Source organism: Acidovorax sp. BLS4 (genome assembly GCF_032929295.1).
Lineage (GTDB): Bacteria > Pseudomonadota > Gammaproteobacteria > Burkholderiales > Burkholderiaceae_C > Paracidovorax.
This window is the reverse complement of sequence record NZ_CP136797.1, coordinates 719,817-733,965: the sequence shown is the minus strand read 5'-3', so window position 1 is coordinate 733,965 and position 14,149 is coordinate 719,817. Positions and strand designations below refer to the sequence as shown.

The window sequence follows — 14,149 nt, the reverse complement described above, 5'->3', positions numbered from 1 at the left end:
ATCTTCGCCACACCCGTGCGGGCAGGGTGTAACGCCGGGGCGGCGGTGGCGGCGGCGTGGATGGCGGCTTTTACAATGTCCTGTTGCCATTGCGCACAGAGCGTTACCAATGCGCCGCGCCTCCCCATCACGCCATCCCACCAAAGGTTCCTTTTGCGCCCGCCCCTCGATTCGTCCCTGCCCACCCCGGGCCCGTCCTCGGAACCGCCCCTGGTGGTGGACCTGGACGGCACGCTCATCCTGACGGACATGCTGCACGAATCGTCGCTGCAGCTGCTGCGGGACGGGCCGTGGCGCGCGCTGGCCCTGCCCGTGTGGCTGGCGCGGGGCAAGGCGGCGCTCAAGCAGGAGATCGGGCAGCGGGTGCAGATGGACGTGGCCACGCTGCCCTACAACGTGCCGTTCGTGCAGTGGCTGCGCAACCAGCACGCGGCCGGGCGGCGCACCGTGCTGTGCACGGCCTCCGACCGCTCGGTGGCGCAGGCCATCGCCGCCCACCTGGGGTGCTTCGACCAGGTGATGGCCAGCGATGGCGCCACCAACCTCGCCGGGCGGGCCAAGGCCGCCGCGCTGGTGCAGGCCTTTGGCGAGCGCGGCTTCGACTACGCCGGCAACTCGCAGGCGGACGTGCCGGTGTGGCAGGCCGCGCGCTCGGCCATCGTGGTCAATGCCTCGGGCGCCGTCACCCGGCGGGCCGAGGCGCACGGCAACGTGGCCGAACGCTTTCCCCGCGAGCCCGCGGGCCTCAAGCCCTGGCGCAAGGCCCTGCGGCTGCACCAGTGGCTCAAGAACCTGCTGCTGTTCGTGCCGCTGGTGGCCGCCCACCGCGTGGCCGACGGCGAGGCCTGGGGCCTCCTGCTGGTGGCCTTCCTGGCCTTCAGCCTGTGCGCCTCGTCGGTCTACGTGGCCAACGACCTGCTCGATCTGGAGAGCGACCGCCGGCACCCGCGCAAGCGCCTGCGGCCCTTCGCCTCGGGAGCGCTGGCCGCCTGGCAGGGCGTGGCCCTGGTCCCGGTGCTCACGGCGGCGAGCTTCGCGCTGGCCTGGCAGGTAGGCCAGGGGTTCTTCGGCTGGCTGCTAGGGTACTTCGCCATCACCTGGGCGTATTCGCTGGCGCTCAAGCGCTGGGTGCTGGTCGATTGCATCGCGCTGGCGGTGCTCTACACGCTGCGCATCGTGGCGGGCGCCTACGCCATCACGCAGCCGCTGTCGTTCTGGCTGCTGGCGTTCTCGGGCTTTCTCTTCCTGTCGCTGGCCTTCGTCAAGCGCTATGCCGAGCTGATGGTGCAGCAGGCCGCGGGCAAGACGCAGGCGCACGGGCGCGGCTACCTCACCTCGGACGCACCCATCGTGCAGAACCTGGGCATCGCCGCCGGCTACACGGCCGTGGTGGTGCTGGCGCTGTACCTCAACAGCGAATCGGTGCTGCTGATGTACCGCGCGCCGGAGATGATCTGGGCCGCCGTGCCCGTGATGGTGTTCTGGGTGAGCTGGATGTGGCTGCGCGCGGTGCGCGGGCAGATGCATGACGACCCGCTGGTCTTCGCCTTCAAGGACCGCGCCAGCCTGGCCGCGGGCGCGCTGTTCAGCCTGGCGATGGTCGCCGCCGCCCTGGGACTGCCGTGGTAGCCGTGCGCTCCTGGGGCAGCCTGAGCGCCGACGACCACGATCTGCGCATCCTGGCCGAACGGCCGCTGGCGCACCTGCCACGCGAGCCCGGCCAGTACGGGCTGGCGTTCGGCATGGGCCGCAGCTACGGCGACGTGTGCCTGAACCCCGGCGGCGCGCTGTGGTCGCTGCGCGGGCTGGACCGCTTCATCGCCTGGGACGAAGCCACCGGCGACCTGACCTGCGAGGCCGGCATGCTGCTGCGCGACATCCAGCGCACCTTCGTGCCGCGCGGCTGGATGCTGCCCGTGACCCCGGGCACCCAATTGGCCACCGTGGGCGGCGCCATCGCCAACGACGTGCACGGCAAGAACCACCATGTGCAGGGCTCCTTCGGCGACCATGTGCAGGAACTGCGGCTGCTGCGCACCGACGGGCTGTCGATCCGCTGCGGCCCCCAGTTGCACCCCGACTGGTTCGCCGCCACGGTGGGCGGCCTGGGCCTGACCGGCGTGGTCACCCAGGCCACGCTGCGGCTGCGGCGGGTGCCCGGCGCGTGGCTGGACACCGAGACCCTGCCCTACGGGTCGCTGGGCGAGTTCTTCGCCCTGGCCGATGCCTCCGAGGCGGGCTGGGAACACACCGTCTCGTGGATCGACTGCCTCTCGGGCGCCCGGGCCGGCGGCACGCGCGGCATCTTCCTGCGCGCCAATGCCGCCGCGCCCGAATCCCAGCACGGCCCCGCCCCGAAGGACCGCCAGCGCACCGTGCCGTTCGCGCCGCCCGTCTCGCTCGTCAACCGCCTGAGCCTGCGCCCTTTCAACGCGGCGTACTACCACCTGAACCGCCGCCGCGCCGGCCGCGCGCTGCAGCACTACGAACCGTTCTCCTACCCGCTGGACAACCTGCAGGAATGGAACCGCATCTATGGCCGCCGGGGCTTCTACCAGTACCAGTGCGTGGTGCCCCGCCCGCACGGCCCCGATGCCGTGGGCGCCCTGCTGCGCGAGATCACCGCGTCGGGCCAGGGCAGCTTTCTGGGCGTGCTCAAGACCTTCGGCGACCGCGAATCGGTGGGCCTGCTGAGCTTTCCGCAGCCGGGCGTCACGCTGGCGCTCGACTTTCCCAACCTCGGCGAGCGCACGCTGCGGCTGTTCGACCGGCTCGATGCCGTCGTGGCCGAGGCCGGCGGGCGCCTGTACCCCGCCAAGGACGCGCGCATGCCGCGCGCCCTGTTCGAGGCCGGCTACCCGAAGCTCGCCCAATTCCTTCCGTACCGCGACCCGAACATCCGGTCCGCGATGTCGCAGCGCCTGATGGGCGACTGACCTGCGGCTTTTTCCCCAAGACCACACAAGAACGAACGAAGTCACCGCCAACATGCAAAACAACCACAACGACCGCGGCGCACCACAGACCCTCGTGATCGTCGGTGCCACGTCGCTGATCGCGCAGCACTGCGCGCGCCAATGGCTGCAGGCCGGCGGCATCGGCCGCGTGGTGCTCGTGGGGCGCGACGCGGCCCGTCTGCAGGGCGTGGCCGACGACCTGCAGGTGCGCCAGTCCCAGGCCCGCATCGACGTGATGGCCGGCGACGTGACGCAGGCGGCCTCCATCGCCGCGCTGGTGCAGCACCTGGTGGCGCAGGGCGTGCCGGACACCGTGCTCATCGCCCACGGCAGCCTGCCCGACCAGGCCCGGTGCCAGGGCGATCTGGCCAGCGCCGAGCAGGCCATGGCCGTCAACGGCCTGTCGCCCGCGCTGTGCGCGGAGGCGTTCGCCGGCGCGATGCAGGTGGCGGGGCGGGGCACGATCGGCATCATCGGTTCGGTGGCCGGCGACCGCGGCCGCAAATCCAACTACGTGTACGGCGCCGCCAAGGGCCTGGTGGAGCGCTATGCCGAAGGCCTGCAGCACCGCCTGGCGGGCTCGGGCGTGAAGGTGGTGCTCATCAAGCCGGGCCCCACCGACACGCCGATGACGGCGCACCTCAAGGCGCGCGGCGCCAAGCTCGCCAGTGTGGAGCAGGTGGCCCAGGCCGTGGTGCGCGGCATGGCCCGCGGCACGCCCGTGGTGTATGCCCCGGCGAAATGGGCGCTCATCATGGCCGTGATCCGCAACCTGCCGCGCGCGGTCTTCCACAAGATGGACATCTGAGCCATGCCGTGGACCCCTGAACGCCGCCGCCTCTGGGCGGCGGTGGCCCTTGCGGGCTATGCCACGCTCTTTGCCCTGGCGACGGCCGTGGCGGCCTGGCGCACCTTCACGTCCGTGCCGATCTGGGACATGTGGGGCGCACTGGAGTTCTATGCCGATGTGCGCGATGGCGCCGGCTGGCAGGCCTGGTGGCGGCTCTTCAACGAGCACCGCCTCGTGCTGTCCAAGGCCCTGTTCTGGATGGAATACCGCTGGTTCGGTGGCACGCAGGCCTTCCTGATCGCGGTCAACTACCTGCTGGTGGCGGGCAGCATCGCCACCTTCTGGGCCTTCCTGAAGGCGCGCCTGGGGCCGATGACCCGCACGGCGTCGGTGGCGGCGCTGGCGCTGCTGTCCGTCTGGCTGCTGTCGTGGGTGCAGCAGGAAAACCTCACCTGGGCATTCCAGAGCCAGTTCTTCCTGGCCCAGTGGCTGCCGCTGGCCGGGCTGTACTGCCTGTACCGCGCCACGCAGGCGCCGCAGGACGTGGGCTGGTTCGCCGGCGGCTGCGCACTGGGCGTGCTGAGCATCGGCACCATGGCCAACGGCATCATGGCGCTGCCCATGATGGCGCTCTACGCCGCCGTGGCGCGCATGGGCTGGCGCCGCGTGGCGCTGCTGGCGCTGCTGGGCGCCGCGGGCATCGGCGTGTACATGGCGGACTTCGCCGCGCCGACGCCCCGGCCCGGCCTGCTGGCCATGCTGCAGAGCCGGCCGCTGGGCCTGCTGCAGTACACGCTGCAGTACCTGGGCAGCCCGTTCCAGCACCTGGCGCGCAAGATGGAGACGATGTGGATCAGCCAGGCCTTCGGCGTGCTGTTCACCGTGCTGGCGCTGGCCCGCCTGGTGCCCGCGCTGCGCGCCCCGCGCACGCACGCGCTGGAGCTGTCACTGCTCACCTTCGTGGCCTTCGTGGCGGGCATCGCCTTCGCCACCGCCAGCGGCCGGCTGCAGTTCAGCATGGAGGGCTCGCTGGCCAGCCGCTACACCACGCCCACGATGATGGCCTGGGCCGCCCTGGGCGTGCTGTACGCCCCGCGCGTGCTGGCCCTGCGCGGCCTCGCGCGCGCCGGTGCCGCCGTGCTGCTGGTGGCGGTGCTGGCGCAGATGCTGTCGGTGCAGCTGCGCGAGACCCGGCGCAGCGATGTCGCGCACCTGCGCATGACCGGCGCGCTCGCGCTGGCGATGGGCGTGCACGACGAGCGGCGCATCGGCATGCTGATCTGGGACCGGGCCCTGGGCGAGCGCATCGTCGCCAAGGCCCGCCAGCAGGGCCACTCGATCTTCGGTCGGCCGCCGCTCGCCGACGCAGCCACGGCCCTGGGCTCGCACACCGACGTGCCGCCCGCCCGCTGCACGGCCTTCGTGGACTGGGTGCAGCGCGTGCAGGGCGATCCGCGCTTCGTCTCGGTGAGCGGCGCGCTGCTGCCCTCCGAAGGCGATGCGCCGCCGCCATCGATGCGCCTCGTCGCGCCCGATGGCACCGTGGTGGGCCTGGGCGTGCCCCACCGCTGGCGCAAGCTGAGCGCGCCGGGCGGCCCCCATGCGCCCGCACGCTACCTGACCTTCACCGCCTACCTGCAGGCCGCGCCCGAGGCGCTGCCCACCGCCGTGACCCTGACCGCACCCGGCACCGACTGCTCGGTGGCCCTGCAGATACCGGCGCCGCAGTGAGCGCCCCGAACCCGCCGAGAAAAACCAACACCATGAAGAACGCCAAAATCATCCTGCCGGGAGGCGCCGGCCTCGTGGGCCAGAACCTCGTGGCCCACCTGAAGCTGCACGGCTACCACAACCTCGTCGTGCTGGACAAGCACGCGAGCAACCTCGCCATCCTGCGCCAGGTGCACCCCGACATCGTGGCCGAGGACGCCGACCTGGCCGAGCCCGGCGCGTGGGAGCGCCACTTCGAGGGCGCGGACGTGGTGGTCATGCTGCAGGCGCAGATCGGCGCGCCGCAGGCCGACCCGTTCGTGCGCAACAACCTCACCTCCACCGGCCGCATCCTCGATCTGATCCAGCGCCACCGCATCCCGCAGACCGTGCACATCAGCTCCTCGGTGGTCGAGTCGGTCGCCCAGGACCACTACACCGAGACCAAGCGCGCGCAGGAAAAGATGGTGCTGGACAGCGGCATTCCCTGCGTGGTGCTGCGGCCCACGCTGATGTTCGGCTGGTTCGACCGCAAGCACCTGGGCTGGCTGTCGCGCTTCATGCGCAAGGTGCCGGTGTTCCCCATTCCGGGCAGCGGCCGCTACATGCGCCAGCCGCTGTACGCGGCGGACTTCTGCCGCATCATCGTGCGCTGCATCGAGGAGCGCCGCGTGGGCGGCGTGTTCAACATCACGGGGCTGGAGAAGGTGGACTACATCGACATCATTCGCCAGATCAAGGCCGCCACGGGCGCGGGCGCCTGGATCGTGAAGATCCCCTACGGCCTTTTCTACCTGCTGCTCAAGGTGTGGGCGCTGTTCGACAAGGACCCGCCGTTCACCGCCGACCAGCTCAAGGCGCTGGTGGCCCACGACGAGTTCGAGGTGATCGACTGGCCCGGCATCTTCGGCGTGCGCGCCACGCCCTTCGCCGAGGCCATCCACGAAACCTTCAACCACCCGGAATACAGCCGCGTGGTGCTGGAGTTCTGATGAGCGCGCAGACCCCCTCTCCTTCCGCATCCACGGCCGCCGCGCCGGGCCAACGCATCGCCGTGCTGGGCGCCGGCCCCATGGGCCTGGCCGTGGCCTACCAGCTCGCGCGCGACGGCCACCGGCCCGTGATCTTCGAGGCCGACGACCGCGTGGGCGGCATGACCGCGATGTTCGACTTCGACGGCCTGCCCATCGAGCGCTACTACCACTTCCACTGCACCTCCGACCACGCCTTCCTGCAGATGCTCGACGAGCTGGGGCTTTCGGACCGGATGCGCTGGCGCGCCACGCGGATGGGCTACTGGTTCCAAAAGCGCCTGCAGCCCTGGGGCAACCCGGTGGCGCTGCTGCGCTTTCAGGGTCTGGGCCTGGTCGCCAAGTTCCGCTACGGCCTGCACGCCTTCCTGTCCACGAAGCGCACCGACTGGAAGCCGCTCGACGGCGAAGAGGCCACGGGCTGGATCCGCCGCTGGGTGGGCAAGGAGGCCTACGAGGTGCTGTGGCGGCGCCTGTTCGACTACAAGTTCTACGACCACGCCGGCAACCTGTCCGCCGCGTGGATCTGGAGCCGCATCCGCCGCATCGGCCGCTCGCGCTACAGCCTGATGCGCGAAAAGCTCGGCCACCTCGACGGCGGCTCGGCCACGCTGCTGGACGGCATGGTGGCCGACATCCAGCGCCACGGCGGCGAGATCCGCCTGTCCACGCCCGTCACCCGCGTGCGCATGGACGCTACGCGCGTGCAGGGCGTGGAGACCGCCCAGGGCTTCGAGGCCTTCGACAAGGTGGTGAGCACCATTCCCCTGCCCTACGTGCCGCGCACCATGCCCGACCTCCCGCCCGCGCTGCTGGCGCAGTACGGCGCGCTGCAGAACATCGCCGTGGTCTGCGTGATCGCCAAGCTGCGCCAGCCGCTGACCGAGAACTTCTGGCTCAACGTGAACGATCCGGACATGGACATTCCCGGCCTGGTCGAATACAGCAACCTGCGCCCGCTGGCGGAGTCGGTGGTGTATGTGCCGTTCTACATGCCCGGCGAGCACCCCAAGTTCGCCGAGCCCGACGCGGCCTTCCTCGACAAGGTGCGCCGCTACCTGAAGGCCATCAACCCGAAGCTGCAGGACAGCGACTTCCTGGCCCTGCGCGCCAGCCGCTACCGCTATGCCCAGCCCATCTGCCCGCCCAACTACCTGGACAGCCTGCCGCCCGTGCAGCTGCCCGTGCGCGGCCTGTGGGTGGCCGACACGTCCTACTACTACCCCGAGGACCGCGGCATCTCCGAGAGCATCGGCTTCGGGCGCCAGATGGCCGCGCAGGCGGCCGCGGCACCCGTCTAGGCCCCGCATGCTCGCGCAGTTCCGCTCCCGGCAGTTCGTGGCCTTCCTGGTGACCGGCGGCCTGGCCGCGCTCGCCAACTTCATCGCGCGCATCGTGCTCAACCAGTGGATGCCGTTTTCCTACGCCGTGGTGCTGGCCTACGGCGTGGGCATGGTCACGGCCTTCCTGCTGGCGCGCGCCTTCGTGTTCCAGGGCAGCCAGCAGTCGGTGCGCAAGTCCGCCGCGTTCTTCGTGCTGGTGAACCTCTTGGCGGTGGCGCAGACCTGGGCCGTGAGCCTGCTGCTGGCGCGCCAGGTGCTGCCCGCCCTGGGCGTGACCGCCTTCGTGCCCGAGATCGCCCATGCCGTGGGCGTGGCCGTGCCGGTGTTCACGAGCTACCTGGGCCACAAGCGCTGGTCCTTCGCCGACCGCGCATGAAGCCCGGCCACGCCGTCGCCGCGGCCGGGGCCTGCACGGCGGCCTACGTGGCCGCCCTGGTGTGGGCCGACGCGCGCAACCAGGTCTTCGCGCAACTGCCGCAGGTGCTCGCCTGGATGCCCTCGATGGCGGCGATCGCCTTCGCCTCCTACCTGCTGCGCTACCTGCGCTGGCGCTGGCTGCTGGCCCGCGCGGGGCACGCCGTGCCCTGGGGTGCGGGATTTCTGGCCTACCTTTCGGGCTTCGCCTTCACTGCGACCCCCGGCAAGGTGGGCGAGCTGGTGCGCGTGCGCTACTTCGCTCGCGCCGGCGTGCCGGCGGCGCGCACCGTCTCGGCTTTCGTGTACGAGCGTGCGTTCGACCTGCTGTGCGTGGTGCTGCTGGCGGCGCTGGCCATCCCCGCCCTGCCGCTGTTCGCGGTGCTGGTGGCATTCGTGGCGGGCATGATCGGCGCCGTCGTGCTGGTGGCGGCACGGCCCGCATGGCTGCTGCGCGGTGCCGCCCGGCTGCGCCGCCGCGGCTGGCCGCGACTGTCGCGTGCGGTGCGGGCCCTGGCGCTGGGATTGGCCGGCTGCAGGGCGTGGCTGCACCCGCTGGATTGGGGGCTTTCGCTGGGCCTGGGCCTGGCCGCATGGGGCCTGGTGGCGCTGTCGTTCGCCTGGCTGCTGCACGGGCTGGGCATCGGCCTGCCCTGGCGCGATGCCGCCTCCCTGTACCCCACCGCCATGCTGGCCGGCGCAGCGTCCATGCTGCCAGCCGGCATCGGCACCACCGAGGCCACCCTGGTCGCCCTGCTGGCGCTGCACGCCGTGCCGCTGGGCCTGGCCACGCTGGCGGCCGTGGGCATCCGCGTGGCCACGCTGTGGTTCGCCGTGCTGTGCGGCTTCGTGGCCATCGGGGTGCTGGAGCGCCGGCGCGCGCCGGGCGAAGCCGGCAGGTGAGCGCGCTGGCGCAGCGCGTCAGCCAATGGCCGGCTCCACTGCCGGCTCCGCGGGCCGCAGCTTCGCCCGGCCCTCCGCCAGCGCCTCGGCCGTGATGGCGGCCTTGTGGCGGTGCGCGGTCGCCGCGTCCGACAGGATCTTCCACAGCGCATCGTTGCCAGGCGACATGTGGTCCAGGATGCCGCTGGCGATCAGGTCGGCCGGGTTCTGCAAGCCCGACGTCTGCGCTCCAGGCCGCGTATAGCCCGCCCCCAGTTGCTCCAGTTCCGTGTTGGACAACGGCCGGGCCTCGCCGCCCCGGGCCGTCGATCCGTCGAAGAACTCGGGGTGGAACTGCAAGCCGATCAGCGGCGCGCGCGGCTGGGACGATTCGACCGCCATGATGGCCCGCCAGGCGGTCTCGCCCCCTTCCGAGGGAATGGTCCGGCGCAGCGAGGTGCTCAGGTGCGGCCGGCCCTCCGGTGGGTCGATCACGGCCTGGTGGTGATAGACGGCCGCGCGGATGCCTTGCAGCGCTGTGCCGAAGACGCCGACGCCGTTCTCCGCGACCTCGGTGGCCCGCGCCTGCCCGGCTTCTTCGCCCTGGTCGTTGCCGAGCGTGCGGACGCCGACCTGGTGCCCCACGTGCTGCTGCAGCGCCGCGCCGAAAAATACATTGGTCATCTGAAAGCCCCGGCAGATCGCCATCAAGGGCACGCCGCGGTGAAAGCACTGGTGTAGCAGACCCATTTCGAGCACGGACCGGCGGTAGTCGCCCTTCCAGTCCGTCTGCGGCTCGGGCTGCTGGTTGTACAGGCGGGGCGAAATATCTTCGCCGCCAGGCAGCACGACGGAGTCCACGTGCCGGGCCAGGATCTCGGCCTTGGCCAGGATCTGCGCGATCTTCGGCAGGGCTTCGGGGTTCGCCAGGGCATCGATCACGAGGCGCTGCGGCAAGGATTGGTCGCTGCCCGGCTGCGAGGCCAGATGTTCGAGGTGCGCCTCGACCTCCGCATCCACCGCCTTCGCCTGCAGCGAGGCGGCCCGCATCTCGACCCGCAGAGGCAAGGTGCCCGCCACCGCCTCGAGCTTGGCAACCACGCGCGGGACGGTGATGCCCCGCGAGTCATGGGAGACCAGCGTGGCCGTGGTGGGCCGGGTGAGGCCGACGGTCGCGTCGGACACCGCGTCGATGGTGAAGCGCCCCTTCGTGCCCAGGAACAAGGTGTCGGTCAGGACGGACGGTCCTTGGGTGGCGGACGCTTCGATCCGCGTCCCCTCGGCCACCGAGGTGCTGAGGAAGTGCGTGCCGGGCATCTTCACGCCCGTGAACACGCAATCGCCCGTCAGTTGCGCATCCTCGAAACTGCAGAGGTGCAGCTCGCTGTCTTCGAAGCGAACGCCGCTCAGTTCCGCGTGCAGGAACATCGTCTCCTTGAATTCGCAGCGCTTGAAAGCGGTGTTGCGCAGCGAGGCGCCCGCCAATGAAACGCTTTCGAACCGGCAGCTTTCGAACCGGCTGCCTTCGATGTGCGTGTCGGCCAGGGAGCTGGCATCGAACTGGCAGCGCTTGAAATCCACGCCCGAGAGATCCCACCCCCGCAGGGCCGGATCACCCTCGGCCCACTGCACGCCTTCCAACACGTGGGAATGGCCCGCGGCGGCCAATGCGGCCGCGAGCGACGGCTTGCTGCGGCCGGCCGCATCCAAGGCGCCCGCCGGTGCATCGGCCACGGCCTGCAGGAGCCGGTGCAGCAAGGCGGTGTCCGCCGTGCCCACGGCGAGCGGGGCCTTTGGCGGTACGGACGGGCCCGCGCCGGTCGGCAGCGCCGACAGCGGCACGCGCGATCGCACGGCCTCGGCGCCCGGGGAACGGGGTTGCCTGGCCGCCAGGTCCGGATGGCCCGAGGGCCCCGCCGCAGCGGGCCCGCTTTTGCCGATGGCCGGGGCGCCATCGGCCCCGGTGGATTCGGGCTGCCGGTGTTTCACCTCGGCAGCGTTCACTGTCACTTTCATTGGTATGCACCTCCCTGTCCGCCGGCCTCCCTGCGCGGCCCAACGCCACCAGTGGAGCCATGCCGACGGGGCGCCGATTCTGAACAGGGATCGCGCCCGCGCAAAGCGCGGATTTCGCATATCGACCAACGCAATGCGCTGGTGCCGGGCGGCAGGGAGAGCGTCAGCCCCGCAGGCGCTCGATCAGGCCGTTGAGCGCCTCGATCGAGCCGAACTGGATCGCCAGCTCGCCCATCTCCTCGGTGCGGCTGCCACGCTTGACGCGCTTTTTGACCCGCACCTCGACCTCGGCCATGAGCAGGTCGGACAGTTCCTCCTCCACCCGCTTGAGGTCGCGCGACTTGGCGTCCTTCTTGGGCTTTTGGGGCACCAGGCTGAACTCGGCGCCGATCTTCTTGACCAGGGCTTCGGCCTCGCGCACCGACAGCTTCTTGGCCGCGATCTGGTTGCCCGCCGTGATCTGCGCCGCCCGGTCCAGCGACAGCAGCGCGCGCGCATGGCCCATGTCGATGTCGCCGGCCATCAGCATCGTCTGCACCGGGTCGGCCAGGTTCAGCAGGCGCAGCAGGTTGCTGGCGGCGCTGCGCGAGCGGCCCACGGCCTGCGCGGCCTGCTCGTGCGTGAGACCGAATTCCTTGACCAGGCGCGACAGGCCCTGCGCCTCTTCGAGCGGGTTCAGGTCCTCGCGCTGGATGTTCTCGATGAGGGCCATGGCGGCGGCCGACTCGTCGGGCACGTCGCGCACCAGCACCGGCACCTCGGCCAGGCCCGCCAGCCGCGCGGCCCGAAAGCGCCGCTCGCCGGCGATGATCTCGTAGCGGCCCGCATGATCGCCCTGCGCCAGCCGGCGCACCAGGATCGGCTGCATGATGCCCTGCGCCTTGATCGACTCGGCCAGCTCGTACAGCGCGCCCTCGTCCATGCGCGTGCGGGGCTGGTACATGCCGGGCACCATGTCGGCCAGGGCCAGCGTGGTGGGAGTGCCTTCGGGCGGCGGCGGGGCGGCATCGCCCTTTTCGGAGACCTTGGGGCCCAGCAATGCTTCCAGGCCGCGGCCGAGGCCCTTGGGTTTCTTGGTGACCATGTTGTCGTTCCTCGTACAAATCAAAAAGGGGGGCGGATGCCGTGCGGATCGGACCCGCGGCGGCGGGCAAGGCGCCGGTTCAGCCAGCGCCGCTGGCCCCAGAAAAGCCCTGCGAACGCCATCAGCACCCACAGCCAGTTCCCCTGCGAAAACCCTGGCTGGCCGTGACGAACCGGCAGGCCCGTGGCCTCTACCGCCAGGGCCACTTCAAGCGCCGTGAGCAGGGCCACCGCCGCAGACAGCCACAGCGGTGCAGGCGGTGTGGCGGCCGACCCGGGCGTTCCCCGCCGCGCCGCGAACCTCAGGAACACCCCGAGCGCGATCACGGCCAGCACGGCGGCGGCGAACAGCTTCCCGGTGAACACCATGACCGGAACCCCGGCCAGGCTCAGCAGGCCCACGCCGCACTCCGCGGCCACCTGCAGGCTGGACGCCACGCCCGCCTTGAGCCGTGCGATCCAGGAAAGCGGCGTGGCACGGGCCTGAGCCACAGGCCTCGGCCCCTCGGCCGAGGCGCCCAGGGGCTGTCGCCGCATCACCGCGACAGGGCCTCCAGCCAGCCGCGGCCTTGCGCCCAGTCGCCGAGGCCCGACTCGGCATTGATGTGGCCGAGCGCGCCCGCATCGACGAAGCGCGCGCCCCAGTCGTGGCCCAGCCCCTGCACGCGCTCGAAGCTGCAATAGGGGTCGTTGCGGCTGCCCACCAGCACGGCAGGAAACGGCAGCGGCTGGCGCGCGATGGGGGCCCAGCCGGGCAGCAGGGGCGCGATGTCGGGGTGCTCCACGTCGCCGGGGGCCACCAGCAGCGCGCCGCGCACCCGGTGGGCATTCTTCGAATGCGCCGCCCACCAGGCGGTGAGGATGCAGCCCAGGCTGTGCGCCACCAGCACCACGGGGCCGCCGGCGTCCACCACCACCTCTTCCAGGCGGGCGGACCAGTCGCCACGCAGCGGGTGCATCCAGTCGTGCTGCTCCACGCGCCGGTGGCCGTGCAGGCGCTCCCAGCGGCTTTGCCAGTGGTCTTCCCCGGAGTTCTGCCAACCGGGCAGCAGCAGCACGTTGTCTGGTTTCATACTATGTTTTTGATAGCAAAGAGGGCAATGAATCCGACGGCATGAGGGCGATCTGGCACTCAAACCCGCTGCGGCCTACATGCGCTTGACGCGCTTGACCATCTCGCGGGCGAAGTCCACGAACGCCTGGCTGCCCTTGGCGGACGGGTCGAACACCACGCCGGGCAGGCCGTAGCTCGGTGCCTCGGCCAGGCGCACGTTGCGCGGGATCACCGTGTTGAACACCTTGTCGCCGAAGTGGTCCTTGAGCTGCTCGCTCACCTGGCTTTGCAGCGTGATGCGCGGGTCGAACATCACGCGCAGCAGGCCGATGATCTGCAGGTCCTTGTTCAGGTTGGCGTGCACCTGCTTGATGGTGTTGACCAGGTCGGTCAGCCCCTCCAGCGCGAAATACTCGCACTGCATGGGCACGATGACGCCGTGGGCGCAGCACAGGCCGTTCAGGGTCAGCATGCTCAAGGACGGCGGGCAGTCGATGAGGATGAAGTCGTAGTCCTTGTCCACCTCGGCGAGGGCTGCCTTCAGGCGCCGCTCGCGGTGCTCCAGGGCCACCAGTTCGACCTCAGCGCCGGCCAGTTCGCGGTTGGCGCCCAGCACGTGGTAGCCGCACTTTTCCGACAGCACCGCCGCCTCCTTGACCGAGGACGACTCCAGCAGCACGTCGTACACCGTCAGCTCCAGCGCGCGCTTGTCCACGCCCGAACCCATGGTGGCATTGCCCTGCGGGTCCAGGTCGACCATCAGCACCCGCTGGCCGATCTTGGCCAGCCCCGCGGCCAGGTTGACGGAGGTCGTGGTCTTGCCCACCCCACCCTTCTGATTGGCAATGCAAAAAATCTTGGCCATGACT

General features: G+C 70.8%; 13 protein-coding genes. 8 read left to right on the top strand and 5 right to left on the bottom strand.

The annotated features are described in order from the left end of the window. The first annotated feature begins 153 nt into the window (after window positions 1–153). Genes R1Z03_RS03470 through R1Z03_RS03435 form a run of 8 tightly spaced genes read left to right on the top strand, consistent with a single transcriptional unit; the run spans window position 154 to window position 9,148 of the window. Window positions 154–1,629, top strand: a complete 1,476-nt coding sequence (locus R1Z03_RS03470) for a UbiA family prenyltransferase (RefSeq protein ID WP_317356910.1) — start codon at window positions 154–156, stop codon at window positions 1,627–1,629. Beyond that, window positions 1,623–2,936: an FAD-binding oxidoreductase gene (locus tag R1Z03_RS03465; RefSeq protein WP_317356908.1), complete on the top strand. Its 1,314-nt coding sequence runs from the start codon at window positions 1,623–1,625 to the stop codon at window positions 2,934–2,936. The genes R1Z03_RS03470 and R1Z03_RS03465 overlap by 7 nt, the downstream gene beginning before the upstream one ends. A 52-nt stretch (window positions 2,937–2,988) precedes the next feature. Further along, the gene (locus tag R1Z03_RS03460) at window positions 2,989–3,765 is read left to right on the top strand and encodes an SDR family NAD(P)-dependent oxidoreductase (RefSeq protein ID WP_317356906.1); all 777 of its coding nucleotides are present in this window, start codon (window positions 2,989–2,991) and stop codon (window positions 3,763–3,765) included. A gap of 3 nt (window positions 3,766–3,768) precedes the next feature. After that, window positions 3,769–5,478, top strand: coding sequence for a hypothetical protein (locus R1Z03_RS03455; protein ID WP_317356904.1), 1,710 nt, complete (start codon window positions 3,769–3,771; stop codon window positions 5,476–5,478). Between the two features lie 32 nt (window positions 5,479–5,510). Further along, entirely contained in the window at window positions 5,511–6,449 is a 939-nt protein-coding gene (locus tag R1Z03_RS03450) for an NAD(P)-dependent oxidoreductase (protein ID WP_272566268.1), read from the top strand. Next, window positions 6,449–7,789, top strand: coding sequence for an NAD(P)/FAD-dependent oxidoreductase (locus tag R1Z03_RS03445; protein ID WP_272566269.1), 1,341 nt, complete (start codon window positions 6,449–6,451; stop codon window positions 7,787–7,789). Before R1Z03_RS03450 ends, R1Z03_RS03445 begins: the two co-directional genes overlap by 1 nt. Window positions 7,790–7,796: 7 nt before the next feature. Beyond that, on the top strand, window positions 7,797–8,207 hold the full coding sequence (locus R1Z03_RS03440; RefSeq protein WP_317356900.1) for a GtrA family protein: 411 nt from the start codon (window positions 7,797–7,799) through the stop codon (window positions 8,205–8,207). Then, window positions 8,204–9,148 carry a lysylphosphatidylglycerol synthase transmembrane domain-containing protein gene (locus R1Z03_RS03435; RefSeq protein WP_317356898.1) on the top strand — a complete coding sequence of 315 codons (945 nt, stop codon included), beginning with the start codon at window positions 8,204–8,206 and terminating at the stop codon, window positions 9,146–9,148. The genes R1Z03_RS03440 and R1Z03_RS03435 overlap by 4 nt, the downstream gene beginning before the upstream one ends. Window positions 9,149–9,166: 18 nt before the next feature. On the opposite strand, the gene R1Z03_RS03430 is transcribed toward R1Z03_RS03435, so the two are convergent. The 5 genes from R1Z03_RS03430 to R1Z03_RS03410 form a co-directional block, all read right to left on the bottom strand. After that, window positions 9,167–11,143 carry a gamma-glutamyl-gamma-aminobutyrate hydrolase family protein gene (locus tag R1Z03_RS03430; RefSeq protein ID WP_317356896.1) on the bottom strand — a complete coding sequence of 659 codons (1,977 nt, stop codon included), beginning with the start codon at window positions 11,141–11,143 and terminating at the stop codon, window positions 9,167–9,169. 163 nt (window positions 11,144–11,306) lie between these two features. Continuing rightward, on the bottom strand, window positions 11,307–12,227 hold the full coding sequence (locus R1Z03_RS03425) for a ParB/RepB/Spo0J family partition protein (protein WP_317356894.1): 921 nt from the start codon (window positions 12,225–12,227) through the stop codon (window positions 11,307–11,309). A 20-nt stretch (window positions 12,228–12,247) separates the two neighbouring features. After that, on the bottom strand, window positions 12,248–12,763 hold the full coding sequence (locus R1Z03_RS03420; protein ID WP_317356892.1) for a hypothetical protein: 516 nt from the start codon (window positions 12,761–12,763) through the stop codon (window positions 12,248–12,250). Next, window positions 12,763–13,299, bottom strand: coding sequence for an alpha/beta fold hydrolase (locus tag R1Z03_RS03415; protein ID WP_317356890.1), 537 nt, complete (start codon window positions 13,297–13,299; stop codon window positions 12,763–12,765). The genes R1Z03_RS03420 and R1Z03_RS03415 overlap by 1 nt, the downstream gene beginning before the upstream one ends. A gap of 75 nt (window positions 13,300–13,374) precedes the next feature. Then, a complete protein-coding gene (locus R1Z03_RS03410) occupies window positions 13,375–14,145 on the bottom strand; it encodes a ParA family protein (protein ID WP_284405563.1) in 771 nt (256 codons plus the stop codon). Between the last annotated feature and the right edge of the window lie 4 nt (window positions 14,146–14,149).

What these genes read in the sequence shown, in the direction of transcription:
- R1Z03_RS03455 (WP_317356904.1), top strand. Translation starts at nt 3,769, where the DNA reads ATGCCGTGGACCCCTGAACGCCGCCGCCTCTGGGCGGCGGTGGCCCTT.
- R1Z03_RS03445 (WP_272566269.1), top strand. Translation starts at nt 6,449, where the DNA reads ATGAGCGCGCAGACCCCCTCTCCTTCCGCATCCACGGCCGCCGCGCCG.
- R1Z03_RS03460 (WP_317356906.1), top strand. Translation starts at nt 2,989, where the DNA reads ATGCAAAACAACCACAACGACCGCGGCGCACCACAGACCCTCGTGATC.
- R1Z03_RS03435 (WP_317356898.1), top strand. Translation starts at nt 8,204, where the DNA reads ATGAAGCCCGGCCACGCCGTCGCCGCGGCCGGGGCCTGCACGGCGGCC.
- R1Z03_RS03425 (WP_317356894.1), bottom strand. Translation starts at nt 12,227, where the DNA reads ATGGTCACCAAGAAACCCAAGGGCCTCGGCCGCGGCCTGGAAGCATTG.
- R1Z03_RS03415 (WP_317356890.1), bottom strand. Translation starts at nt 13,299, where the DNA reads ATGAAACCAGACAACGTGCTGCTGCTGCCCGGTTGGCAGAACTCCGGG.
- R1Z03_RS03450 (WP_272566268.1), top strand. Translation starts at nt 5,511, where the DNA reads ATGAAGAACGCCAAAATCATCCTGCCGGGAGGCGCCGGCCTCGTGGGC.
- R1Z03_RS03410 (WP_284405563.1), bottom strand. Translation starts at nt 14,145, where the DNA reads ATGGCCAAGATTTTTTGCATTGCCAATCAGAAGGGTGGGGTGGGCAAG.
- R1Z03_RS03440 (WP_317356900.1), top strand. Translation starts at nt 7,797, where the DNA reads ATGCTCGCGCAGTTCCGCTCCCGGCAGTTCGTGGCCTTCCTGGTGACC.
- R1Z03_RS03430 (WP_317356896.1), bottom strand. Translation starts at nt 11,143, where the DNA reads ATGAAAGTGACAGTGAACGCTGCCGAGGTGAAACACCGGCAGCCCGAA.
- R1Z03_RS03420 (WP_317356892.1), bottom strand. Translation starts at nt 12,763, where the DNA reads ATGCGGCGACAGCCCCTGGGCGCCTCGGCCGAGGGGCCGAGGCCTGTG.